This is a genomic window from Streptomyces sp. HNM0645, from assembly GCF_030056615.1.
In the GTDB taxonomy this organism is placed as follows: Bacteria; Actinomycetota; Actinomycetes; order Streptomycetales; family Streptomycetaceae; genus Streptomyces; species Streptomyces marianii.
In genome coordinates this window covers 1-22,293 of sequence record NZ_JASHLT010000010.1, presented here as the reverse complement: position 1 = coordinate 22,293, position 22,293 = coordinate 1, and the positions used below count along the sequence as shown (strand labels likewise).

The 22,293-nt window shown below is 73.6% G+C and carries 17 protein-coding genes; 5 read left to right on the top strand and 12 right to left on the bottom strand.

Going from position 1 to position 22,293, the window contains the following annotated elements:
* Nucleotides 1–156 precede the first annotated feature (156 nt).
* Nucleotides 157–1,239 carry an NAD-dependent epimerase/dehydratase family protein gene (locus QMZ92_RS08335; RefSeq protein WP_283296592.1) on the bottom strand — a complete coding sequence of 361 codons (1,083 nt, stop codon included), beginning with the start codon at nucleotides 1,237–1,239 and terminating at the stop codon, nucleotides 157–159.
* Between the two features lie 222 nt (nucleotides 1,240–1,461).
* Between QMZ92_RS08335 and QMZ92_RS08330 the strand changes: the two genes are divergently transcribed.
* Complete coding sequence (locus tag QMZ92_RS08330) at nucleotides 1,462–3,372, top strand: NAD(P)-binding protein (protein WP_283296700.1); 1,911 nt, start codon at nucleotides 1,462–1,464, stop codon at nucleotides 3,370–3,372.
* A gap of 528 nt (nucleotides 3,373–3,900) precedes the next feature.
* Here QMZ92_RS08330 and QMZ92_RS08325 read toward each other — a convergent pair.
* Together QMZ92_RS08325 and QMZ92_RS08320 are read right to left on the bottom strand one after the other, a co-directional pair.
* Nucleotides 3,901–5,322, bottom strand: a complete 1,422-nt coding sequence (locus QMZ92_RS08325) for a flotillin family protein (RefSeq protein ID WP_283296591.1) — start codon at nucleotides 5,320–5,322, stop codon at nucleotides 3,901–3,903.
* Between the two features lie 75 nt (nucleotides 5,323–5,397).
* Nucleotides 5,398–5,907: an NfeD C-terminal domain-containing protein gene (locus QMZ92_RS08320; RefSeq protein WP_283296590.1), complete on the bottom strand. Its 510-nt coding sequence runs from the start codon at nucleotides 5,905–5,907 to the stop codon at nucleotides 5,398–5,400.
* A gap of 645 nt (nucleotides 5,908–6,552) precedes the next feature.
* On the opposite strand from QMZ92_RS08320, the gene QMZ92_RS08315 reads away from it, so the two are divergent.
* The gene (locus QMZ92_RS08315) at nucleotides 6,553–7,812 is read left to right on the top strand and encodes an LCP family protein (protein WP_283296699.1); all 1,260 of its coding nucleotides are present in this window, start codon (nucleotides 6,553–6,555) and stop codon (nucleotides 7,810–7,812) included.
* A 124-nt stretch (nucleotides 7,813–7,936) separates the two neighbouring features.
* On the opposite strand, the gene QMZ92_RS08310 is transcribed toward QMZ92_RS08315, so the two are convergent.
* From QMZ92_RS08310 to QMZ92_RS08300, 3 genes are read right to left on the bottom strand one after another with little or no spacing between them, the layout of a single operon-like run.
* Nucleotides 7,937–8,209, bottom strand: a complete 273-nt coding sequence (locus QMZ92_RS08310) for a DUF6510 family protein (RefSeq protein ID WP_283296589.1) — start codon at nucleotides 8,207–8,209, stop codon at nucleotides 7,937–7,939.
* A gap of 56 nt (nucleotides 8,210–8,265) precedes the next feature.
* A complete protein-coding gene (locus tag QMZ92_RS08305; protein WP_283296588.1) occupies nucleotides 8,266–8,976 on the bottom strand; it encodes an FAD-binding oxidoreductase in 711 nt (236 codons plus the stop codon).
* A gap of 2 nt (nucleotides 8,977–8,978) precedes the next feature.
* On the bottom strand, nucleotides 8,979–9,578 hold the full coding sequence (locus QMZ92_RS08300; protein ID WP_283296587.1) for a molybdopterin-dependent oxidoreductase: 600 nt from the start codon (nucleotides 9,576–9,578) through the stop codon (nucleotides 8,979–8,981).
* A 613-nt stretch (nucleotides 9,579–10,191) separates the two neighbouring features.
* On the opposite strand from QMZ92_RS08300, the gene QMZ92_RS08295 reads away from it, so the two are divergent.
* Nucleotides 10,192–12,447, top strand: coding sequence for a heavy metal translocating P-type ATPase (locus QMZ92_RS08295; protein WP_283296586.1), 2,256 nt, complete (start codon nucleotides 10,192–10,194; stop codon nucleotides 12,445–12,447).
* A 377-nt stretch (nucleotides 12,448–12,824) separates the two neighbouring features.
* Here QMZ92_RS08295 and QMZ92_RS08290 read toward each other — a convergent pair whose 3' ends face one another.
* Nucleotides 12,825–13,364 carry a DUF4396 domain-containing protein gene (locus tag QMZ92_RS08290; protein WP_283296585.1) on the bottom strand — a complete coding sequence of 180 codons (540 nt, stop codon included), beginning with the start codon at nucleotides 13,362–13,364 and terminating at the stop codon, nucleotides 12,825–12,827.
* A gap of 465 nt (nucleotides 13,365–13,829) precedes the next feature.
* On the opposite strand from QMZ92_RS08290, the gene QMZ92_RS08285 reads away from it, so the two are divergent.
* Together QMZ92_RS08285 and QMZ92_RS08280 are read left to right on the top strand one after the other, a co-directional pair.
* Entirely contained in the window at nucleotides 13,830–15,038 is a 1,209-nt protein-coding gene (locus QMZ92_RS08285; protein WP_283296584.1) for an NAD(P)/FAD-dependent oxidoreductase, read from the top strand.
* A 92-nt stretch (nucleotides 15,039–15,130) separates the two neighbouring features.
* Nucleotides 15,131–16,027, top strand: coding sequence for an RNA polymerase sigma-70 factor (locus QMZ92_RS08280; protein ID WP_283296698.1), 897 nt, complete (start codon nucleotides 15,131–15,133; stop codon nucleotides 16,025–16,027).
* A 648-nt stretch (nucleotides 16,028–16,675) separates the two neighbouring features.
* Here QMZ92_RS08280 and QMZ92_RS08275 read toward each other — a convergent pair.
* From QMZ92_RS08275 to QMZ92_RS08255, 5 genes are all read right to left on the bottom strand, one after another.
* A complete protein-coding gene (locus QMZ92_RS08275) occupies nucleotides 16,676–18,139 on the bottom strand; it encodes a catalase (protein WP_283296583.1) in 1,464 nt (487 codons plus the stop codon).
* Nucleotides 18,140–18,473: 334 nt separating this feature from the next.
* Nucleotides 18,474–19,400 carry a 2-hydroxy-3-oxopropionate reductase gene (locus tag QMZ92_RS08270; protein ID WP_283296582.1) on the bottom strand — a complete coding sequence of 309 codons (927 nt, stop codon included), beginning with the start codon at nucleotides 19,398–19,400 and terminating at the stop codon, nucleotides 18,474–18,476.
* Between the two features lie 59 nt (nucleotides 19,401–19,459).
* The gene (locus QMZ92_RS08265) at nucleotides 19,460–20,299 is read right to left on the bottom strand and encodes a TIM barrel protein (RefSeq protein ID WP_283296581.1); all 840 of its coding nucleotides are present in this window, start codon (nucleotides 20,297–20,299) and stop codon (nucleotides 19,460–19,462) included.
* A gap of 509 nt (nucleotides 20,300–20,808) precedes the next feature.
* Nucleotides 20,809–21,660 (bottom strand): hypothetical protein, encoded by an 852-nt coding sequence (locus QMZ92_RS08260; protein WP_283296580.1) that lies wholly within the window; start codon nucleotides 21,658–21,660, stop codon nucleotides 20,809–20,811.
* Nucleotides 21,661–21,708: 48 nt separating this feature from the next.
* Nucleotides 21,709–22,173, bottom strand: a complete 465-nt coding sequence (locus tag QMZ92_RS08255) for an Rv1363c family protein (protein WP_349307713.1) — start codon at nucleotides 22,171–22,173, stop codon at nucleotides 21,709–21,711.
* Nucleotides 22,174–22,293: the final 120 nt, after the last annotated feature.

The following is a 22,293-nucleotide window of genomic DNA, read 5'->3' as shown; positions in this document are numbered from 1 at the left end:
CGGATGCCGCCCGGGGACGCCGTACGCAGGCAGGGCCGTTGCGCTTCTCGGGCGGGCTGCCCGCGCCGCAGCCGTCGGGGCCGCGCGGAGATCCGGACGCCGCCGCACGGCCGTCACTCCGCAGTCCCGCCGGCGCCCGGCACTCGGCCCGGGGACTCAGGACGGCGAAGTGCCGGCGGTCTGTGCGGCGCCGGGTGCGCGCTGCGCCGCACGGGCGAACTCGGCCATGCCTTCGCGGAATCCCGTGCGGGGCGACCAGCCGAGATCGCGCCGCAGCCGGCGCGAGTCCGCCGTGATGTGCCGGACGTCACCCAGCCTGAACTCACCGGTGACGACCGGGTCGGGCCCGCCGCACGCGGCCGCCAGTGCCGCGGCCATCTCGCCGACGGTGCGGGGCTCCCCGCTGCCCGTGTTGTACGTGGTGAGAACGCCCGCCTCCCGTTCCGCGACCGCCTCCAGGGCCGCGACGTTCGCCTCGGCGACGTCCCGGACGTGGACGAAGTCCCGTCGCTGAGCGCCGTCCTCGAACACGCGGGGCGCCTCGCCCCGGGCCAGCGCCGACCGGAAGAAGGAGGCCACTCCCGCATACGGGGTGTCCCGGGGCATCCCCGGCCCGTAGACGTTGTGGTAGCGGAGAGACACGGCCCGGCCGTCCGTCGCACGTGCCCAGGCGGCCGTGAGATGCTCCTGCGCCAGCTTCGTCACGGCGTACACGTTGCGCGGGTCGCACGGGGCGTCCTCGTCGACGAGGCCCGGGACCAGTTCCGCGCCGCACCGCGGGCACGGCGGCTCGAACCGCCCCGCCGCCAGATCGGCCGCCGACCTGGGACCCGGCCGCACCACCCCGTGGCGGGGGCACGCGTAACGCCCCTCCCCGTACACGACCATCGAACCGGCGAGCACCACCTGACGCACCCGTGCCTCCGCTGCCGCGGCGAGGAGCGTCGCCGTCCCCAGGTCGTTGCAGCTCACGTAGTCGGGCGCATCGGCGAAGTCCTTGCCGAGCCCCACCATCGCCGCCTGGTGACAGATCGCGTCCACGCCGTGCAGGACCGCGGCGAGTGCCGTCGTGTCGCGGACGTCGCCATGGACGAACCCGGTCTCCGGCGGGGCCGGAGGCCCGTGGTGCGCGGTGGGCAGCAAGGCGTCCAGGACCACCGGTTCGTGGCCCCGCCCGATGAGTGCCGAGACGATGTGCGCGCCGATGAAGCCGGCGCCTCCTGTGACGAGTACGCGCATGCCGCCGACGCTAGGGGCCGCCTCCGCCGCGTGCCCGCTGCCACGCCAGGACGTAAGACTTCCGTCACGACCTCCTCCGCCGAGCCGGCCCGCGCCGGGACGCCTTCGGCAGGCCAACGTGCCAGACCCGCCGCCGTGTTGAGGTGCGCCGCAGGGGGACGGCACGGCAATGTATGGCATGTGCATCCCATTCCTCAGCAGTCGCGGCCCGCGGCGGGCCACATGCTCGTCAGCGGCGACGACGCCCTCGCCCATCGGCTCGCCGCCGAACTCCGCGACGTCTACCGGCAGCAGGTCACGCTCCTCGTCCCGCCCAGCCGCTCGTCCACGAGCCCGCCCGCCGACGCGGACGCCCCGTCGGGCGGCCGGGCCCTCGCCCTCCTCGGCAGGGTGTCGGCGGGCATCGTCCGTACGGGAGCGAGCCGTGCGGCCGTGAACGGTGGAGCCGACCGTCCGGAGGAGATGTCCGTGAGGGAGACGGACGATCCCGACGACGTCGCGCTCCGGGACGCCGGGGTAGAGACCGCGCAGGCCCTCGCCCTGGTGCACGAGGACGACGAGACCAACATCCGCGCCGCGCTCACGGCTCGCCGGCTGAACCCCCGTCTGCGTCTGGTCATCCGCCTCTACAACCGCAAGCTCGGCCAGCACCTGGAGGAACTGCTCGACCAGGCGGCCGCCCTCGCCGTACCCGGGATGGACGCCGACGACATCGACTCGTCCACCACCGTACTGTCGGACGCCGACACCGCCGCTCCGGCGCTCGCCGCGACCGCCGTCACCGGAACCAGCAAGATCGTCCAGGCTGACGGGCTGCTCCTGCGCACCGCCGAGAGGCCCCCGCCGGGTCGCGGCGGGGCCGCGGACCAGGGGCTGTGCACCCTGGCGTTGCTGTCCTCCACCAGCAGCGACCCCGCGGGCGTGGAGGGATCCGACGGCAGCGGTTCCGACGGACCGCTCCTGCTGCCCGACGACGCCGCCGTGGCCGCGGCGTCCGGCCGCGGGAGGATCGTGCTCGAAGCCGTCACCGGCCCGGAACCCGGGCCCGGCAGCCGTCTGAGCGGCCCCTCACTGCCGTTCCGGGAGCTCTTCTCCCGTCGAGTGCGCTGGTCGTTCGCGGGCGTCGGCGCGGCCGTCACCGCCCTGGCCGTCGCGTCCTGGCTCACCATGGGCGGCCACCCGCTCCACGCCGCCTACATCACGCTCCTCGACCTCTTCTCCATCAACGACCCCGCGGTCGGCGGGGAGCCCGACCGCCAGGTCCTGCAGTTGCTGACCGGGCTCGTGGGGCTCCTCCTGCTGCCCCTGCTCGTCGCCGCCGTGCTGGAAGCGCTCAGCTCCTTCCGCTCGGCGACCGCCCTGCGCCGGCCCCCACGCGGTCTGACCGGCCACGTCGTCCTGCTGGGCCTCGGCAAGGTCGGCACCCGTGTCCTCGGCCGACTGCGTGAACTCGGCACGCCCGTCGTCTGCGTCGAGAACGACCCCGAAGCCCGTGGCGTGGCCCTCGCCCGCCGGCTGCGCGTGCCCGTGATCATCGGGGACGTCACCCAGGAGGGCGTGCTCGAGGCAGCCAGGACCCACCGTGCGCACGCGCTGCTGGCCCTCACCAGCTCCGACACCACCAATCTCGAAGCCGCCCTGTACGCCCGCTCGATCGCCCCCGACCTCCGGGTGGCACTCCGGCTGTACGACGACGACTTCGCCACCGCCGTCTACCGGACGCTGCGTGCCGCCCATCCCGGGGCGCTCACCCGCAGCAGAAGCGTGACGTCGCTCTCCGCCCCCGCCTTCGCCGGGGCCATGATGGGCCGTCAGGTGCTCGGAGCCGTCTCCGTCGAGCGCCGGGTGCTCCTCTTCGCCGCACTCGAAGTGGCCGACCTGCCGCAGCTGGAGGGCCACACGATCGCAGAAGCGGTCAGTCCGGGCAGATGGCGGGTGCTCGCCCTGGACATGACGGCACCGGGCGACCGGCTCCCTGACCTCTCCGCCGCCCCACCCGACGACGGGACGCACCACACCACGGGTCTGCTCTTCGACCTCCACCCCGGGCATCTACTGCGCCCCGGTGACCGCGTGGTCGTCGCCGCCACGCGCCGTGGTCTGGCGGAACTGCTCGGGCCCCGGGGCCGGTAACCGCGTCCGCCGACGGGAGGCGGCGGCCGGTGGGCGTGTTCGTCGGCGGGGAGACGGTGCCTGGCGGGCGTGTTCGTCGGCGGGCCGCCGCTACGGGCCGCACCCGGGGTGCACACGCTCCCGAAGCGGAACGCCCGCTCACCGGAGTGCTGAGCACCCGCCGCCCGCTCACCGGAGGACGCAACGCCCGCCGTCCGCCGGAGGACCGAACGGCGCCGCACCCCACGGAAGCGCCACCGGCAGGGCCCGAGAGGGCCGGAGGTGCTTGCCGATGGGCGTCTGCCGCGCCTGGCGCCCGCGCCGAGGAGCCCCTGCCGGTGCGTGCCGGGGAGCTGCTCGCCGAAGACCGCCTGCCGGTGCCGGGGTGCTCGCCGAACGGCGGCGGACCGCGCCGGGCGTACCCTTGCGGGCTGCCCGGCGCGGTCCGCCGCCGTTCCGGGTGCGTGGCGTCCTCGCCACCTCCGGCGGGCGTTCCCGTCCCTCGTCCCGAGGGCCCGGCCCGCCCTCCCGCCGGCCGGTGGTCCCGGCTCAGGAGATCGGCACCGACCCGTTCTCCACGGCCTTGCCGGGCTCCGGCTTCGGGCCCTTCTGTGTGATGCCCCGCAGCAGCTCGGCGAGGTCGACCCCCGTGGTGGAACCCAGGAGCTCCAGTCCCTGGGCGACGTTGTCCGCCACGGCTCGCGGCAGCTTGCCGGCGCCGTCGGTGGAGATGACGGTCATCTTGTCGATCGCGCCGAGCGGTTCTGCAGCCTTGCCGACCACCTGCGGCAGTACCTCGACGAGCATCTGCAGCACCGCGGCGTCGCCGTACCGCTCGAAGGCGTCGGCCTTCTTCTGCATGGCCTCCGCCTCGGCCGACCCCCTGGCGGCGATCGCTGCGGCCTCCGCCTCGCCCTCGATACGGACCGCGTCGGCGAGCGCCGCGCGGTTCGCCTTCTCGCCCTCACCGGTCAGACGGGCGCGCTGGGCGTCGGCCTCGGCCTGCTTCACCAGGGCGACACGACGCGCCTCGGCCTCCTGCTCGGCCTGGTAGCGGGCCGCGTCGGCGGGCTTGCGGACCTGGGTGTCGAGTTCCCTGTCGGTCAGGGCCGCCCGGCGTTCCGCGACCTTCTCCTGCTGGCTGAGGATCTCCTGCTGCCGGTCGGCCTCGGCGAGCGGCCCGGCCGCGGCGGCCTTCGCGGCCGCCTCGTCCGTCTCCGCCTTGATCTCGGCCTGCTTGAGGGCGAACGTCCGCTGCGCGACGGCGATCTCCTCCTCGGCCTTCAGCCGCGCCTGCTCCGAGGACCGCCGGGCCACCGCCTCGGCGATGTCGGCCTCCTGCTTGGCCCGCGCCGCTTCCGGGCGTCCGAGGTCCTCGAGATAGGAGCCCTCGGTGGTGATGTCCTGGATCTGGAACGCGTCCAGCACGAGCCCCTGTCCCGAGAGGCTGGCCTCGGCCTCCTCCGCGACCTGGCCGGCGAAGGCGGCCCGGTCCCGGATGATGTCCTCCACCGACATCCGGCCGACGATGGAGCGCAGCGCGCCGGAGAGCACCTCCTGGGTGAAGCCGACGATCCCGTCCTGCTGGACGAGGAAGCGCTGGGCGGCGGCCCGGATCGAGTCCTCGCTCCCACCGACCTTGACGATCGCCACGCCCTCCAGGTTGGCCTTGATGCCGCGCAGGGTGACCGCGCCCCGGACGGCGACGGGGATGTGCCTGCTGGAGAGGTCGAGGGTGAACCTCTGCTGCACGAACGGCACGACGAACACGCCGCCGCCGACGACGACCTTCTGGCCGCTGTTGTCGGTGAAGACCCGCCCGGTCTCGGGATCGGTGGCCTTCTTGCCGCGCCGGCCGGTGATGATGAACGCCTCACTGGGACCTGCGACCTTGTATCGCGTGATCACGACGAGGGCCAGCAGGACGAGGAGTACGGCGACTCCCACCACGGCGATGACGACTGGACTCATGGTGCTCCCCCCTGCCTCCCGGTGGGCGGCAGATCAGGTGTCGAATGTCGAACGGACGGGCGCCGGGGCAGAACGTCAGCGCTCGACGGGGCGTACGAGGACGGAGGTGGCCGACAGGGCGGCCTCCACCCAGACCTCCGCGCCGCGCTGGACGGGCGTGGCCGACCTGGCGGCGAACTTCACGGGCTGACCGGCCACGCGGAGCAGCACTTCGCCGTAGCCGCCGGCCGGGATGGCCGTCACCACGGACCCTCCGGTGCCGAGGAGGTCCTCGCCCCGCGGGGCCGCGGCGCTCCGGTCCCGCATGAGCGCGCGGCTGAGCCGCCAGGTCAGCCGGGCCGCGAGCAGGCCGGCGAGAACTCCCGCCACCGTGGCGGCGGTCGGGCCCAGGCCCGTCGTGCCCAGCACGATCGCGCCGGTGAACCCGAGCATCGAGACGAAGCCGGCGATCACCGGTAGCGAGAGCCAGCCGTCGAACAGGCCGTCCAGCACCCCGCCGAGGACACCTTCCAGCACCCCGTCGAGGACGAGTGAGAGCGCCAGCAGGACGATGCCCACGATGCCGAGACCGAGAAACAAACCCATGACCAGCACACCCCCTGACCTTTGAACGCCCCGATGGACGCATCGTCCCATGCACACCGAGCGGAATTCATTGCCGTGTTACGGCAGTCTTTACGACTTCCTGATGCCGTGCCTCGCCATGCTGCCGCGGCCCCGACCGGCGATGTGCGGCCGCACGGGTGGGCCGGTGCCGTTCCCGGCGTCGTCGTCCCGGCGGGGCGCCGCGTCGCCCTGCTCCGTACGGACGATCCCGGAGGGGCGGGCGGCGAGCGGCCGCCTGCCCCGCGCCCCACACGCCTCGCGCGGCCCGGGTGTCGTCGCGGCCCGATGCCCGCTACGCGGACGTAGAGTGCTTGGACCTTGCCGTCCGCCGACAGCGCGTGCCGACGACGGGCGGGCGCCGATCCGCCCGGGCAGTGGAGGAACTTCGACGTGAGCGATGCGCCCGGGCAGCCCCCGGCGAAAACGCCCCCTCCTGCGAGAACGCGGTCCCGGGCGTCAACCCGGCCTAACGCCACGACCCGGCAGCCCCCGGCGACGACGGGACGGGGGCTGCCGGGTGCGGCCGACGGGCGCCGCCGGGAGGGTCCGGTCCGCGGCCCTGCCCGGCGCCGCCGGAGGACGCCGAGGGGCGTGGCGGCACTCGCGGTACTGCTCGCCGCCGCCATGGCCGCCGGCGTCTGGGTCTACCGGGACCTGCAGGGCAACATCCGTTCCGCGGACGTGGACAACAAGATCGGAGACGACCGCCCGCCCAACACGAGTCCGGGCTCCAAGAACATCCTCGTGGTCGGTTCCGACTCGCGGGCCGGGGCCAATGCCCGGTACGGCAGTGGTCCGACCACCATGCGGTCCGACACGCTGATGGTCCTTCACCTCGCGGCGAGCCGGAAGTGGGCGACCGTGGTGTCCTTCCCCCGCGACTCGTGGGTGAAGGTGCCGGCGTGCGACCGCGGCGACGGCAGCACCTCGAGCCCCCACCACGCCAAGATCAACGAGGCGTTCGCGATCGGGGGTACCGGCGGTGAGGTCGCGGGCGCCGCCGCCTGCGCGATCAAGACGGTCGAGCAGAGCACCGGACTGCGCATCGACCACTTCATGTCGGTGGACTTCCAGGGGTTCAAGGGCATGGTCAACGCCCTCGACGGGATGGAGGTCTGCCCCACCGCCGCGATCCGTGACGACAAGGCCCGCCTCGACATCCCCGCCGGCTGCCAGACCGTGCGGGACGAGGACGCCCTCGGCTACGTACGCGCCCGCTACGGCGTCGGCGACGGCTCCGACCTCGGACGCATCGGCCGGCAGCAGGAGTTCATGCGCGCCCTGGCCGACCGGGCGCAGAAGAAGCTGACCAGCCCCGGCGCGATGTACGGGCTGCTGGAGTCCGCCACCAAGTCGCTCACCACGGACAAGGCGCTCGCCGGGATCCAGCCCCTGTACGGTCTCGTCTCCCGGCTCAAGGCGATCCCGCCCGGCCGGCTGACGTTCGTGACCGTGCCCAACTACCCCCGCAGCATGGACGTGCCGTCCGACACGGCGAACGTCGTCTGGCAGTACCCGGCGGCCGCCGATCTGTTCGCGGCACTCGCCCTGGACCGGGAGGTCCGCAAGGAGACCGTCGCGGCCGCCGGCGAGAGGCCCCTGTACGCGAGCAGTGTCCGCGTACGGGTGCTCAACGGCACCGGCACACCGGGTCTCGCCTGGGAGGCCGCCCAGTCGCTGCGCCGGGCCGGATTCACCGTCACCGGAACCGGCAACGCGTCCGCGGCGGCGGCCCGGACCTCCGTGACCCACCCGGCGGGGCTCGGAGAGCAGGCCCGCGCCCTGGCCTCCAGGCTGCCCGGGACCACCGTGGCGGAGAGCGCCGACGCGCCGGAGGGCCTGGTCACCCTGACGGTGGGGGACGACTTCGGCGGCATGCCCTGAGACGCGGCCGATCCGGGAGCACCCCGTACGGCAACCCGCCCCTCGCACCCCACGCAGCCCGCAGCCGTCCTCCCCCAGTCCGGCCGCCGCGGCGTCCGCAGCGGGGGCGGGCCCCCTCCGGCGCTCACGCGGTACGGAAGCGGAACGCGCCCGTCGCGCCGCCCATGGTCAGCCAGACGTGGTCGGCTTCCTTCACGAGCCTCAGGGCGACCCGGGCACAGCCGGGACAGCGGGCGGTGAGGCCCGGTTCGGGCCCGTAGACGTGGAGTTGGGCGAGAGGCCCGGCCATGCCGCACGTGGGGCAGCGCCACCACGCCCGGGTGGGCTCGACGGAGAGGATCTCCGAGAGCGGGCCGGCCAGCCAGTTCCCGTCGCGGTGGAGGGGCGTGTCTTCCATGGTGGGTCTCCCGGATGGGGTGAGGGGCTCGGTCGTGGCGCGGCGCGGGGCCGACGTCAGCCGAAGCGCTCGGTGCGGATCGTGGCGGGGTCGCGGCCCAGGTCCACGAGGTGGTCGCCGACGGTTTCGACGAACGCCGTGGGACCGCACACGAAGACGGTCCCGGCTCCCGCGAGCCGCGAGACGTGTCCGCGCAGGTCGCCGGCGGAGACGCGGCCCGGTGCGCGGGCGGTGTCCGGCGGCGCCCGGCGGGTGTAGAGGACATCGACGTCCAGCCGGTCCGTCCCGACGGTGAGCAGATCGCGGTACCAGAAGTCCTCGGGGGTGCGCACCGAGTACACCAGCTGGAAGCCGACGGGGGACTTCGCCCCGTGGTGGGCGCGGATCATGGCGGTCAGCGGGACGACGCCCGATCCGCCGCCCACCAGGAGCACGGGACCGGTCTGCCCGGGCCGCCAGACGAACCAGCAGCCGAGCGGTCCGCGCACCTCCACGTCGGCGCCCAGCGGGAGGCCGTCGGCGAGATAGGGCGAGACCTCCCCGTCGGCGACGGCCTGCACGCCCAGTTCGATGCGTTCCCCGTCGGCAGGTGCCGCGAGGGAGTAGCTGCGTGCGGCCTGGTAGCCGTCGTCGGCGGTGAGCCGCACGTCCACGTGCTGGCCGGCCAGGTGACCGGGCCAGCCCGGGACGCTGAAGGCCAGCGAGCGGGCGGTGGGGGTCTGCGGCAGGCGCTCCACGAGGTGGGCGCGGCGCCAGGCGGCGGCCATCGTCAGTCGTCCCAGGTGCGCTGCTCGCGCCAGGGGTCGCCGTAGTTGTGGTAGCCGACGCTCTCCCAGAAGCCGGGCTCGTCCTCGAGCGTGAGCCGCAGTTCCCGCACCCACTTCGCCGACTTCCAGAAGTACAGGTGCGGCACCAGCAGCCGCGCGGGGCCGCCGTGTTCGGGGGACAGCGGGAAGCCGTCGTGGGTGTGGACGACCCATGCCCTGCCGTCGAGAAGGTCCTCCAGCGGAAGGTTCGTGGTGTAGCCGCCGTGGCTGACGGCCACGGCGTGGTCGGCGGCGGTCTCCACGTCCTCCAGGAACGCGTCGACCGGAACGCCCCGCCACGGAGTGTCGAACTTCGACCACCGCGTCACGCAGTGGATGTCGTGGACCGTGTCCTCCTGGGGCAGCGACATCATCTCGTCCCACGTCCAGCCGCGGGAGTCGCCGCTCTCCGTCGTCACGGTGAAGGTCCAGGTCTCGGTCGGCACACGGGGTGTGGGGCCTGCGGACAGGACCGGGAACGACTCCGTCGGGTACTGCCCGGGAGGCAGCTTCTCCGCCAGGCCGCGTCCGCGACCGTGGAAGCCGGGTGAGAACGTACCCATGCCCTCGCCTCCTGAGTACCGTGTCCTGGCCGGTCGGACGGCGCGGCGCCGGCGCCGCGCTCGTGCCCGGCCGTTGTGTGTCGTCTCACGTTCCAGTGTCGGAGGGTGGCGACGGCCCGACCACTCAGGTGGCCGGCCCGGCCGCCGCGGTCCGTTCCACGGTCCGGGCCGGGTTGGCGATCAGGCTGCGGTGCGCAGCCGGGCGAACACCTCCGGGGCGCCACGTGCACGGTGCCGCCGGAGCCCCGCAGCGGGTGCTCGTCCACGATGACCGGGGTGTGCTCGCCCCGGGTCCGCAGCTCGATGCCGGTAGCCCCGCTCGCCGGTGCCGGCCCGGTGGGCGGCAGGTCGCCCGGTGCGCTCCGGACGCCGTCGGGGACTCGCGCGGGATGCGGACGCCGGTGGCCGAGCAGATCCCGGGAGGCGACGGCGAGCTTCGGCGCGTCCCCCGTCGTGGAAACGGAGCTTGCGGTCGGATACCGGTAGGGGGTATGTATGGCGTCGACGTCGAGATGTACCCCTAGGGGGTATAGTTCTCAGGAGGATCGGGCGCCGGACGAGGGGAGCCCCGTCGGCGGCCGGCCCCGCCCCATCCACGAGCCCAGGAGCAGGGATGACTGCCACGGTCCACGGCACCGCCGAGGTCGAACTCGCGATCGGCGGCATGACCTGCGCCTCGTGCGCCGCCCGTGTCGAGAAGAAGCTCAACCGCATGGACGGTGTGGAGGCCACGGTCAACTACGCCACAGAGAAGGCGAAGATCTCCTACCGCGGCGACGAGGTCTCCGTCCGCGATCTCATCGCCACCGTCGAGGCCACCGGCTATACCGCGACCGAGCCCCCGCCGCCCCGCACCCGCACCGAACCCGGTGACGCCGGGGCGGGGGCGGAGGACGGGTTGCGCCCGCTGCGGCAGCGGCTGATCACCGCGGTGGTGCTGTCGGTGCCCGTCGTCGCCATGGCGATGGTCCCGGCCCTGCAGATCCGGTACTGGCAGTGGCTCTCGCTCGCCCTGGCGGCGCCCGTGGTGACGTACGCGGCCTGGCCGTTCCACCGAGCGGCCTTCACCAACGCCCGGCACGGGGCCGCCACCATGGACACGCTCGTCTCGGTCGGCACCTCGGCGGCGTTCCTGTGGTCGCTGTGGGCCCTGTTCTTCGGCACCGCGGGCGAGCCGGGCATGACCCACGGCTTCGAGCTGACCATCGCCCGCACCGACGGCGCGGGCAACATCTACCTCGAAGCCGCCGCCGGCGTGACCGCGTTCATCCTGGCCGGCCGGTACTTCGAAGCCCGCTCCAAGCGCCGGGCCGGCGCCGCGCTGAAGGCTCTGATGGAACTCGGCGCGAAGGACGTGACCGTGCTGCGCGCCGGCGGGGAACAACTGGTCCCCGTCGCCGAACTGGCCGTGGGCGACCGCTTCCTGGTGCGCCCGGGCGAGAAGATCGCCACCGACGGCACCGTCGTCGAAGGTTCCTCCGCCGTGGACGTGTCCATGCTCACCGGGGAGTCCGTACCCGTGGAGGTGTCCGTCGGCGACCCCGTCACCGGAGCCACCCTCAACGCCGGCGGCCGTCTCGTCGTCGAGGCCCGCCGGGTGGGCGCGGACACCCAGCTGGCGCGGATGGCGAAGCTGGTCGAGGACGCGCAGAACGGCAAGGCCGCGGCGCAGCGGCTGGCTGATCGGATCTCCGCCGTGTTCGTGCCCGCCGTCATGGTCCTGGCCCTGGGCACGCTCGGTTTCTGGCTCGGCAGCGGGGCGGGGTGGACGGCGGCGTTCACGGCCGCGGTCGCCGTCCTGATCATCGCCTGCCCCTGCGCGCTGGGACTCGCCACGCCCACCGCGCTCATGGTGGGCACGGGGCGCGGCGCCCAGCTCGGCATCCTGATCAAGGGACCCGAGGTCCTGGAGAACACGCGCAGGGCCGACACGATCGTCCTCGACAAGACCGGCACGGTGACCACCGGGAGGATGACCCTCCTCGGTGTCCACACCGCGCAGGGGACCGTCGAGACCGAGGCCCTGCGGCTGGCCGGGGCACTGGAACACGCCTCCGAACACCCCATCGCCCAGGCCGTGGCGACCGGGGCGGTCGAGCAGGTCGGGGCGCTCCCGGCGGCCGAGGACTTCGTGAACCTCCCCGGCCTCGGCGTGCAGGGCGTCGTCGACGGGCATGCCGTCCTCGTCGGCCGCGAACGGCTTCTCGCCGAGTGGGCCATCGCCCTCCCGGCCGAGCTGGACCAGGCCAGGGCGGAGGCGGAGGCCGCGGGCCGGACCGCGATCATCGTGGCCTGGGACGGTGAGGCGCGGGCGGTCCTGGAGGTCGCCGATGCGGTGAGGCCGACGAGCGCCGAGGCGGTGCGGCGACTGCGGGCCCTCGGGCTGACGCCGATCCTGCTGACCGGTGACAACAAGGCCGTCGCCGAGGCGGTCGCGTCGGAACTCGGCATCGAGCGGGTGGTCGCCGAGGTCATGCCCGAGGACAAGGTCGACGTGGTGCGGCGTCTGCAGGAGGAGGGCCGGACGGTGGCCATGGTCGGCGACGGGGTCAACGACGCGGCCGCGCTCGCCCAGGCCGATCTCGGCCTGGCGATGGGCACCGGAACCGACGCCGCCATCGAGGCGGGGGACCTGACTCTGGTGCGTGGCGACCTGGGGGCGGCGGCGGACGCGATCCGGCTGTCGCGCAGGACGCTCGGCACGATCAAGGGCAACCTCTTCTGGGCCTTCGCCTACAACGTCGCCTCGCTTCCGCTGGCCGCGGCGGGACTGCTGAACCCGATGATCGCGGGCGCCGCGATGGCCTTCTCCTCGGTCTTCGTCGTCGGCAACAGCCTGCGCCTGAGGGGCTTCCGTCCGGCGGACTGAGGAAGCGGGGGCGGCGTGCCCTGACACGGGCCGTGAGCGGGAGCCCCGCGGGGATCCGGGACGCGGCCGGGCCGGGAGCCCGCGCCGTTCCGTCCGAAGAGGCGGTGGCGACCGCGGGGCCCCGTTCCGTCGCGCACCGGCCGCGGGAGCGGTGAGGCGCTCACGCACCCGAGGCCGGTGGCGCGTGGCAGGCGGCCGGTGGCAGTGCGGCGGCGTCGGCTCGCCGCGGTCGTCCGGGCCGGCGCACGACAGCGCGGCCGGCCCACGTCGGCGGACCGGCCGCACGGCAACGGGCCGCCGGAGACCGGCGGCCCGTTGCCGCTCCCCTTCCGTGGAGGGGGAGCCGAGTCACGAAGAGGCGGAAGGCGCAAGGCATGTCAGTGGTACGCGTGGACGATCGCGTGGCCCTTGCCGCGGCCGATCAGCCACTTGTTGACGGGGGTGGTGACCACGAAGGCGACGACGAACCCGCCCAGCAGCGAGGACCAGAACAGCGTGTCCGACAGGTGTGCGTCCATCGCCCCCGGGACCAGGGCGATGATGCCGTTGTCCACGAGTTCCATCACGGCGATCGAGACCGTGTCGGCGGCCAGCGCGACCTTGAAGGCACTCCTGAGGTCCACGCCCGCGCGCCGCACCGCGAACATCGTGAACGAGTAGCCGAAGAGGAACGCGAGCGTGATCGCGAGCACCATCGTCGGAGCGTTGCCCCAGGCCAGAGCCGTGCCGATGACCATCCCGAGGATCTCACCGATGGCGCAGCCGGTCAGGCAGTGCAGGGTGGCCTTCGCCGCGGTGCCCCAGGTGGTGCCGCCGTGCCGGTGGCCCGGGTGGTCATCGTGGCCGCCGGGCGAGCCGGGGGCCCGGTACTCGGCCCGGTCGTTCGTGGCACCGGCGTGTTGAGAGGTGTGGTCCATGACGCGTCGTCCTCGTTTCCCGTCGTTCCCGTCGTCCCGTAGTTCCCGCCGGATTGACCAGCGGCCCCGGGGTTGCGAACACTCCGACAATATACCCCCTAGGGGTATTCCGCCCAGGGGTCGGTGGGTGGGCAAAGGGAAGGGGCCCGCCTGCCGGAGCCGTGCTCGGGGCCGGGTGCATCATCGCGGCGGTCGCCGGGGGTGCCCCGTCGCCGGCCGCCGGCGCCGGCGGCCACTCCCGCGGCCGGCGCCGGTCGTGAACCGCCTCGTCGGCCTCTGTGGCCGGGGGGTCGCCGCGCCGCCGGGTCGCCGGGTCGCCCTCCCGGGGCCGCGGCCCGACCGCACCGGCGAGCAGGCGCGGGGGCGGCTCCCGTCGAGCCGGTGAAGTGATCTGAATCACACTCTGTCACAACGGCCGACGATGCGGTGACTTAAGGCCGAACACCCGGAACCGGAGGAGGAATCATGACGGGGAACTCGCACGTGGTCGTGATCGGTGGCGGATACGCGGGCGTCATGGCCGCGAATCGGATGACGATGCGCGACGACGTGACCGTGACGCTGATCAACCCGCGTCCGGACCTTGTCCACCGGGTCCGCCTGCACCAGCTGGTGGGCGGGTCCGACGACGCGGTCGTCGCGTACCGGGACGTCCTGGCCGGGCGCGTCCGGCTGGTGGTCGACACCGCGACCCGCATCGACGCGGCCGAGCGCAGCGTGACGCTCGCGGCCGGCGGCACGCTCGACTACGACTACCTGATCTACGCCGTGGGCAGTGGCAGCGCCGAACCGAGCGTGCCCGGGGCGGTCGAGTTCGCCCGCCCGCTCGCCACCCTGGAGGAGGCGCAGCGGCTGCGTGCGGTGCTCGACGCCACGCCCGCGACGGTCCCGGTGACGGTGGTCGGCGCCGGTCCCACAGGCATCGAGACCGCCGCCGAACTGGCGGAGCGGGGGCGCCGGGTGACGCTGGTCTGCGGCGGAGTTCTCGGCCCGTACCTGCACACGCGTGGCCGGCGCTCGGTCGCGAAGCGGCTGGCCGAGCTCGGTGTGACGGTCGTCGACGGCTCCGGCGCGAAGGTGACGGCGGTGACCCGCCACGCCGTGCGGCTCGCAGACGGCCGTGAGCTGCCGAGCGAGGTCACCGTCTGGACCGTCGGCTTCGGCGTCCCCGACCTGGCCGCGCGCAGCGGGCTGAGCACCGACGCCGTGGGCCGTCTGCTCACGGACGAGACGCTGACGAGCGTGGACGACGCGCGCATCGTCGCGGCCGGGGACTCGGCTGCACCGTCCGGTCGGCCACTGCGGATGAGCTGCCTGAATGCGACACCGCTGGGCGCGCGGGCCGCCGACACACTGCTCAGCCGGCTCGCGGGGGAGCAGCCGGAGCACCTCCACCAGGGCTTCTACGCCCAGTGCATCAGCCTGGGCCGGAGCGCGGGCATCTACCAGGTCGCCGACCGGTCCGACGCCGCGGTGTGGCTGCACATCGGCGCGGGCCTGGGCGCCAGGATCAAGGAACTGGTCTGCAGGAAGATCCCCCAGCACCTGTCCGGAGAGGCGCGGAAGCCCGGTTCGTTCCGCCTGCACCGTATAAGGGGAGGCGTCGCCAAGCGCCGGGAACTGCTGCGTGCCCACCGCGCCGAGGCGCCGGCCGCGGCCGATCGGGCAGTCTGACCGGTGCTTGCTGGAAGGATCCTGCTGTGAACGCAAGCGAACGCGGTCGGCCGCCACGGCCGACCGCGAAGGACGAGGAGAAGGGGGGAGAGTTGAACGGCGACGCCACCGAACCGGTGACCGAGGCCTTCCTCGCCCACCGCAACCTGCTCTTCACCGTCGCCTACGAGGTACTCGGATCGGCGGCCGACGCCGAGGACGTCCTCCAGGAGACCTGGCTGCAATGGGCCAAGGCCGACCGGGGGCAGGTGCGCGACCAGCGCGCCTTGCTGGTCCGGATCACCACGCGCCAGGCGCTCAACCGGCTGCGCACCATCAAGCGCCACCGGGAGGCGTACGTCGGCCCCTGGCTTCCCGAACCGCTGCTCACCGCGCCGGACGTGGCCGAGGACGTCGAACTCGCCGAGAGCGTGTCGATGGCGCTGATGCTCGTCCTGGAGACGTTGTCGCCGACCGAGCGGGCCGTCTTCGTGCTGCGCGAGGTCTTCGACGTCGGCTACGACGAGATCGCGGCCGCCGTGGACAGGAGCCCGGCGGCCGTCCGCCAGATCGCCCACCGCGCCCGCCGGCACGTCGATTCCCGGCGCCCCCGCCGGGTGGTCTCATCGAACGAGGGCCGGGCGGTGCTGGAGTCCTTCCGGCGCGCCGTCGAAACCGGGGACCCGCAGGCCCTCCTCGAGGTGCTCGCCCCCCAGGTCGTCCTGATCAGCGACGGCGGCGGCATCAAACACGCCGCGCTGCGGCCGGTCACCGGCGCGGATAGGGTGGCCCGGATGTTCGCCGGCGGCATCTCCAGGGTCGAAGGTGCGATCACCACCGAACCGACCGTGGTCAACGGCAACCCGGCACTCCTCGTCCGTCTGGACGGCGAGATCGACGGTGTCATGGCGGTCGGCACCGAGGACGGACGCATCACCGGCCTCTACTACGTCCGCAATCCCGAGAAACTGTCCCACGTCACATCCCCGACCCCGCTCACCCTTCGCTGAGCGCCGCCGGCCCCCGTCACCGCACCTGCGAGATCCGGCCCCGGGTGACGGGGCGGACCATGTCGGCGACGGCGACGGCGACGGCGCACTGCAAGCCGCACTGCGTGCCTGGCCGATGAGGGTGGTTGCCGCCCGACGGTGCGAGGCTGGCGCGACAGGACGTTCGCGCCGCCGGGCGGGGTTCATGGGGCTCACGTGGCTCACGGAGCCGGATGAGTGGAACGATCAGCCGCAGCCGCAGCCGCAGCCGCAGCCGCAGCCGCAGCCGCAGCCGCAGCGAGCCGGCGCCCGGGAGCCGGGGAGTCCGGCAGGGTTGCGCCGACCGGGCCGTAGTCCGGCAGGGTCGCGCCAGGACCGCGGCGGGGCGATGGGCTTTCCCGCCGGCCCCTCCCTCAGGTCTGGAAGGGGGCCGGGTCGGCCCGTACCACCGCACCGGCTCGCACGCCGCCGCGGTCCTCCGGCGGGTGCCGGCCGTGCGGCCGGCACCGTGTCCTCGCCGTCGGCCACCCCTCATCCGGGCCGGCGGTTCGGACGGCGTACGCAGGCGGAACCTCCCGGTCTGCGTGCGTACGCGGTCTCGGTCTCAGCACCCCCGACCGCTGCCGCGGCCGTGGTGGTCGCCGCGGGGGCGGTCGGGGGAGCGGAGTCTCAGTCCTCGCGCAGGGCGGTGACCGCCTCCTCCACACGCCTGCCGTAGTCCGGGTCGGCCGCGTGGAAGTGGGCGAGGTTCTTCTCGATCACGTCGTCGCGGGAGACCTGGGACAGGCCGCCGGCGATGTTCGCGACCAGACGCGACTTCTCCTCCTCCGACATCAGGCGGTAGAGCTCACCGGCCTGGTGGAAGTCGTCGTCCTTGGCGTGCTGCGGTGCGGCGTGCGTGCCGGTGTGCCCGTAGAGGGCCAGCGGGGCCGACAGGGCGGCGTCCGACTGCACGGGGCCCGCGTACGAGTTGGGCTCGTAGTTCTTGTCGTGGCGGGAGCCGTTGCGGGTGGCCATGAGCCCGTCGCGGCCGTAGTTGTCGGCACCGCCCGGAACGGCCTTCGGCGCGTTCACCGGAAGCTGTGTGTGGTTGACGCCGAGACGGTAGCGGTGGGCGTCCGCATAGGCGAAGAGGCGGCCCTGGAGCATCTTGTCGGGCGAAGGCCCGATGCCCGGCACGAAGTTGTTCGGCGAGAACGCCGCCTGCTCGACCTCGGCGAAGACGTTGTCCGGGTTGCGGTCGAGGACCAGCCGGCCGACGCGCTGCAGCGGGTAGTCGGCGTGCGGCCACACCTTGGTGAGGTCGAACGGGTTGAAGCGGTAGTCCGCCGCCTCGGCCGCGGGCATGATCTGGACGTACAGCGTCCAGGACGGGTTCACACCTCGCTCGATCGCCTGGAGCAGGTCCGTCTGGTGCGAGTTGGGGTCCGTGCCCGCGACCTCGGCGGCCTGCTCGCCGCTCAGGCAGCGGATGCCCTGGTTCGTCTTGAAGTGGTACTTGACGAAGAAGGCCTCGCCCTCGGCGTTCGTCCACTGGTAGGTGTGCGACCCGTAGCCGTTCATGTGGCGGTACGAGGCCGGGATGCCGCGGTCGCCCATCAGCCAGGTGATCTGGTGGGTGGCCTCCGGAGCATGGGCCCAGAAGTCCCAGACGTTGTCCGGCTCCTGCTTCCCGGTGAACGGGTCGCGCTTCTGGGAGTGGATGAAGTCCGGGAACTTGACCGGGTCCTTGATGAAGAACACCGGGGTGTTGTTGCCGACGAGGTCGTAGTTGCCCTCCTCGGTGTAGAACTTCACCGCGAAGCCCCGCGGGTCGCGGACGGCGTCCGCGCCCCCGAGCGAGTCGGCGACGGTGGAGAAGCGCAGGAAGACCTCGGTGCGCTTGCCGATCGCGTCCAGGAAGCCGGCCCGGGTGAAGCCGCTGACGTCGTCGGTCACCTCGAAGTAGCCGTACGCGCCGGAGCCGCGTGCGTGGACGACTCGCTCCGGGATGCGCTCGCGGTTGAAGCGGGCGAGCTTCTCCAGCAGGTGCTGGTCCTGGAGGAGGAGCGGGCCACCGACGCCGGCGGTGGCGGAGTTCTGGTTGTCGGCGACCGGAGCGCCGGACTCGGTCGTAAGCACGCGCTGCGTCATGGGTGGGAGGGCGGCCTTCCGTGCGGGAGCTGCTGAGGTGCCAGGAGCGTAAGTACGCGTCCGGGAAAACGTCAACAGTTTGTTGAAGTCAAGGGTGTGAATCCGGGCCGCGGCTGCGCCTGGGCGCGACAGGACAGGTGTCAGCGCGGCCACGGCCCGGACGTCTGAGGGGGTCGATGGCGACCCCGGGGGGGGCGGGGTGCCCCAGGCCGGAGCGGGGTGGACGGCCGCCTCGGGAGTGGACCCGGGTGGACGTGGCTCCCCGCCGGCCCGGGCGGCCCGGTGGGAGGGCGCCGGGCGGGTGCGCGGCGAGCGCCTTCGCCCGGCTGCCGGGTCAGGCGACCGGCGAGCCGGACAGGCGCTCGACCGCGCGGAGCAGCGCCGAGTGGTCCAGGCCCCCGTCGCCCTGTGCGCGCAGGGAGGCGACCAGCTGGGCGACGACGGCCCCGACCGGCAGTGCGGCACCGACGTTGCGGGCGGCGTCGGTGACGATGCCCATGTCCTTGTGGTGGAGGTCGATGCGGAAGCCCGGCCTGAAGTCGCGGTCGAGGAAGTTGTCCTTCTTGCGGGTCAGGACGGTGGAGCCGGCCAGGCCGCCGTTGAGGACGTCCAGGGCCGCCCGCAGGTCCACGCCGGACTTCTCGAGGAAGACGACGGCCTCGGCGCAGGCCTGGATGTTCACGGCGACGATCAGCTGGTTGGCGGCCTTCACCGTCTGGCCCGAGCCGTGCGGACCGCACAGGACGATCGTCCTGCCCAGGGCCTCGAGGATCGGTCGGGCCTCGTCGAAGACGTCCTGCTCGCCGCCGACCATGATCGACAGCACCGCCTCGACGGCACCGGCCTCGCCGCCCGAGACCGGGGCGTCCAGGACGCGGATCCCCTTGTCGGCGGCGTTCGCCGCCAGGTCGACGGAGGTCTGCGGGGTGATCGAGGACATGTCGATCAGCAGGGCGCCGCGCTTCGCGTTCTCCAGGATCCCGTCCGGGCCGTACGCGATGGCCTCCACCTGCGGCGAGGCGGGGACCATGGTGATCACGACGTCGGCGTCCCCGACGGCCTCGGCGATCGAGGCGGCGGCTGTGCCGCCGGCGGCCGTGAGCCGGTCCAGCTTCTCCTGCTCCAGGGTGAAGCCGGTCACCTGGTAGCCCGCCTTGATCAGGTTCTCGGACATGGGTGAGCCCATGATGCCGAGGCCGATCCACGCGATCGTGGGCAGGTCCGGGCGGGAGGAGGGGGAGGAGTCTGCGAGGGTGCTCATCGGGGTGCCTCTCTTGAAGCGGTGGTACGAAAGGGAGTCGGCGGACGGCGGGCCGGAGGTCAGTGCGCGGGCCGGGCGTCCTCGGGGAGCCAGTCGAAGGACCGGGCGCTCGGACGGTCGCCGGCCTTGTACTCCAGACCGATCCAGCCGTCGTAGCCGGCCTTCTCCAGCCGGTCGAGCAGCTCCTCGAGCGGCAGGGAGCCGGTGCCCGGCGCGCCGCGGCCCGGGTTGTCCGCGATCTGCACATGGCCGGTCTTCGCCGCGTACGCGTCGATGACGGCCGCGACGTCCTCGCCGTTCATCGACAGGTGGTAGATGTCGAGCAGGAACTTGGCGTTGCCGAGGCCGGTGGCGGCGTTGACCCTGTCCACGACCTCGATCGCGGAGGGCGCGCTCACCAGCGGGTAGAGCGGGGACTCCGGCTGGTTCAGGGTCTCGATCAGCAGGATCGCGCCCACCCGGTCGGCCGCGCGGGCCGCCGTCACCAGGTTCTCCAGGGCGAGCTCGTCCTGTACCGCCGGATCCACGCCCTCGACCCGGTTGCCGTAGAGGGCGTTGAGCGCCTTGCAGCCGACCGAGGCGGCGAAGTCCGCGGCCACGTCGATGTTGGCGCGGAAGCGGTCCGACTCCTCACCGGGCACGGACAGGGCGCCGCGGTCCGGGCCCGGGAGCCGGCCGGCGTAGAAGTTCAGGCCCACCAGTCGGGTGCCGGCGTCCTCGAGCGCCTGCCTCAGCTCGTCCAGTTCGCTCTGGTCGGGCGTGGGGGTGTCGATCCAGGGCCACCACAGCTCGACCGCCGTGAAGCCCGCCGCGGCGGCGGCCGCGGGGCGCTCCAGCAGCGGGAGTTCCGTGAAGAGGATCGAGAGGTTCACATCGAAGCGCTGGTCCGTGTATCCCATGAGGGGCTGCGCTCCTTCCGTATTGCGGAAACTCATTTCTGCTTAATGGAAGATTGCCTGGCGTGGGGGAGAGCTGTCAAGACCGGGCCGCAATCCGACCGACATGCGGACCGCCTCCCTTCGGCGACGGCCCGGGGTTCGGCGGGGACGGGCACGACACGGCGCACCCCGTGGCACGGAAGGCGCCCCGGAAGAGGCGGAGACGGGAAGCGGTGTGCGGGCTCGGGCGGACGGTGACCTGCGGCGGAGATGTGCCCGGGCGCGCGGGAGCGGACGGAGGAGGGCGCGAGGGCGGCGGAAGCGCGTCCGGGCGGACGAAGTACGTCTGGACGGACGGGCGGCGAGAGGCGGGGCGTACGGGACGGGGACGGGTCGAGGGGCCGGGGTGTGCGGGGCGGGCACGAGAGCCCGGGCCCGGCCGGGAGCACGAAAAGGCCTCCCGGGTGGACCGGTGGCGGCCTGCACGGCCGTCCTCCGTACACCCGGGAGGCGCAGGGGCCCTCCCGGCGCTACAGCGCGTCGACCGCGCTGACCTTCCAGCCGCCGGCGGTGCGGGTCAGCTCCATCCGGACCCGGTTCAGATCCACCCGGGGCCCGTCGACCCGGGTACTTCGCGTCACCTGGTTGACGAACAGCAGGACCACGGCCCGGTCCGGCGACGCCGACACCACCGAGGCAGCCGGGCTGCCGCCGCCGGGCGGTGTCACCACGGAGGCCGTGACCACCCCCTGGTACTTCTTCGCGGTGGGCGCCACGACCTTCGTCGTCGTCCTGCGGTACTCCTCCAGGAAGGGCCCGGTGAGATGGCCGCGGGCCGCGGCGAAGTCCCGGTCCAGATGCCGGTGGTCGTACGAGAGCACGGCCGGCGCCGCCTTCCGCGCCGCCGCCAGAGCGCCGGCGCGTCCTTCGTCGGCCTGCCGGCCGCGCGCGTACGCCGTGCCCAGGACGGCCGTCGTGACCAGCCCGGCTACGGTCAGCACGGCCAGTACCGCGCGGACCGGCAGCCTGCGCCGCGGGGAGCGCCGGCCCTCCGGGCCGCCGTCCTCCCCGGCCGGGGCGCCGGCCGACGGTCCCGCGCCCGGCTCCCGATCCTCCCGCTCCGGCTCTTCCCAGTCGGGTGCCTCCCAGTCGGGTTCGGTGCCCTCGGCCGGAGGGTCCTCGGCGCGCAGGGTCCGTCCGGACACCACGGCGCCGTAGCCGTCGGCGGGCCGGCCGGAGGTGTCCGCGCCGGGCGCCGCCCGCCGGCCGCCCCCGGTCTGCTGGGCCTGTCCGGCACGCTTGGCCGCCGCCCGGGCCGCGGCGGTCATCGAGCGCCGGGCGGGGGAGCCGGCGCCACGGCCGCGGGTCGTCGTGTTCGCCACGGGGATTCTCCTCACTGTGGGGCGTACTGGCGCGACGGCGGGCGCGGGTCAGCCGACGAACTCGACGTTCGACGTCAGCCAGCGGCCGCCTTCGAGCACGAGGTCGAGCTGGAGCCGGTAGGTACGGGACTGGCCTTCCGGGGCGGCCGAGTTCGTCACCTTGCTGTCGGCGACGACCAGCACCCGGGCGGTGCGTTCGTCGGCACGGGCGACGCCTGCCTCCAGCACCTGCCCCTCGGAGACCGACTTGTTCGCGGCGACGAGCTTGGTCAACTCCGCGGTCTGCGCCGCGAACTGCTCCTTGAAGTCGCCGGTCGCGCCTTTCAGGACGTTCGCGCTGTCCCGCTCGTAGTGCCGGTAGTCGAGCGAGGTGAAGTTCAGCGCCGACCGGCGGGCCGCGGCCAGGATGTCCTGGCGGCGCTCCTCACCGGCACGCTGCTCGTGCACCCGGTAGCCGAGCCACAGCGAGAGGCCCGTCGTGACGACGGTGGCCACCGCGAGCACGGCGGGCACCGCCCTGCCGCGCAGGGCGGCCGCGACCGCCCCAGAAGCGAGCCGGCCGAGTGCCCGGACGGCTCCCGGTACGCGCCCCGGTCGCCCGTCGCCCGCCCCGCGGCCCGCGGCCGCCGTGCC